Annotated in this window: 7 tRNA genes; 6 read left to right on the top strand and 1 reads right to left on the bottom strand. The window is 52.7% G+C overall.

The features are described from left to right. Nucleotides 1–107 precede the first annotated feature (107 nt). Nucleotides 108–179: transfer RNA gene (locus tag HMPREF2849_RS07515), tRNA-Val, on the bottom strand. Between the two features lie 357 nt (nucleotides 180–536). Between HMPREF2849_RS07515 and HMPREF2849_RS07510 the strand changes: the two genes are divergently transcribed. The 6 genes from HMPREF2849_RS07510 to HMPREF2849_RS07485 all read left to right on the top strand — a co-directional run bounded on the left by HMPREF2849_RS07510 (nucleotide 537) and on the right by HMPREF2849_RS07485 (nucleotide 1,194). Beyond that, nucleotides 537–609 (top strand) — tRNA-Gly (locus HMPREF2849_RS07510). A gap of 66 nt (nucleotides 610–675) precedes the next feature. After that, nucleotides 676–746: transfer RNA gene (locus HMPREF2849_RS07505), tRNA-Cys, on the top strand. Between the two features lie 32 nt (nucleotides 747–778). Beyond that, a tRNA-Val gene (locus tag HMPREF2849_RS07500) sits at nucleotides 779–853 on the top strand. A gap of 27 nt (nucleotides 854–880) precedes the next feature. Next, nucleotides 881–953: transfer RNA gene (locus HMPREF2849_RS07495), tRNA-Gly, on the top strand. A gap of 66 nt (nucleotides 954–1,019) precedes the next feature. Then, nucleotides 1,020–1,094, top strand: a tRNA-Val gene (locus HMPREF2849_RS07490). 27 nt (nucleotides 1,095–1,121) lie between these two features. After that, a tRNA-Gly gene (locus HMPREF2849_RS07485) sits at nucleotides 1,122–1,194 on the top strand. Nucleotides 1,195–1,293: the final 99 nt, after the last annotated feature.

The raw sequence follows: 1,293 nt of genomic DNA, 5'->3' as shown, positions 1-1,293 counted from the left end.
CCGGAAAAGACACACTTTTCTTTACTTAACCCAATATAGTTCAGGTCACACAGCAAAACCCCGGCCGCGCAGTTTTTATACGATGCGTCGACCGGGGTTTTAAATAGTAGTCCCAACTGGGTTCGAACCAGCGACCTTTCCGGTGTGAACGGAACGCTCTTCCACTGAGCTATGGGACTCGGACAGAAAAGCATTATGCCTTTGCTGCTCTGCGGAATAAGTTAGCACGCGTTTTGGGAATTTCCCTAATTGAGTTTCATTGCGTTTGCGATTCCGCAGTTCGACGATTTATTACCCCACCGATGGAACTCCATGACGATAGCGACTCGATAGCCCCCAGTAACCAACCCACGAAAGCGAATAAATGACATCGTTGCGATTCAGAGGCATCAAAGGTTGGCCTTTAGCCCTACGCCCACAGGCACAATACAGATGTTCACCTGGTAATTTGTAATCAATCGCACAAGCACGCTAAAGTATCTTTCGCACCGCAAGAGAGCAATTGAGATTCTTCTTCGCTCTTCTTGCAACGTGATGCGGATGTAGCGCAGCTGGTAGCGCATAACCTTGCCAAGGTTAGGGTCGCGGGTTCGAGTCCCGTCATCCGCTCTGGTTTCTCAAGAAGTTAAGCTCTGTGGTATAACTTCGAGGCAACCACTGAGGCGGCAGCCTCACGGTGGAATGGCCGAGTGGCGAGGCAACGGCCTGCAAAGCCGTGTACACGGGTTCGATTCCCGTTTCCACCTCAGCAGAGATTCCTTACCGGTTTCGATGTAATGCGCGTTTAGCTCAGCGGGAGAGCGCTTCCCTGACACGGAAGAGGTCACTGGTTCAATCCCAGTATCGCGCACCACGTAAGCCCTTATGGGCGAGCGTATTTGCGGATGTAGCGCAGCTGGTAGCGCATAACCTTGCCAAGGTTAGGGTCGCGGGTTCGAGTCCCGTCATCCGCTCAGTGCAAAACCCCCTTCTCCTGGAAGGGGGTTGCGCTTGAAAGCTTCTATATAGCTTTTACCCCAGCGCGATTAGCTCAGTGGGAGAGCGCTTCCCTGACACGGAAGAGGTCACTAGTTCAATCCTAGTATCGCGCACCACGTAAGCCCTTATGGGCGAGCGTATTTGCGGATGTAGCGCAGCTGGTAGCGCATAACCTTGCCAAGGTTAGGGTCGCGGGTTCGAGTCCCGTCATCCGCTCAGACTAACCCCCTCCCCGGGTATCCGGGAGGGGGTTTTCGTTTAACCTTTGCTAGGCAACCAGTTTGGGTTAAGTAAAGAAAAGTGTGTCTTTTCCGG

It is taken from the genome of Corynebacterium sp. HMSC073B01 (assembly GCF_001838255.1).
GTDB lineage: Bacteria > Actinomycetota > Actinomycetes > Mycobacteriales > Mycobacteriaceae > Corynebacterium > Corynebacterium jeikeium_D.
This window is presented reverse-complemented; position numbering and strand designations above follow the sequence as displayed.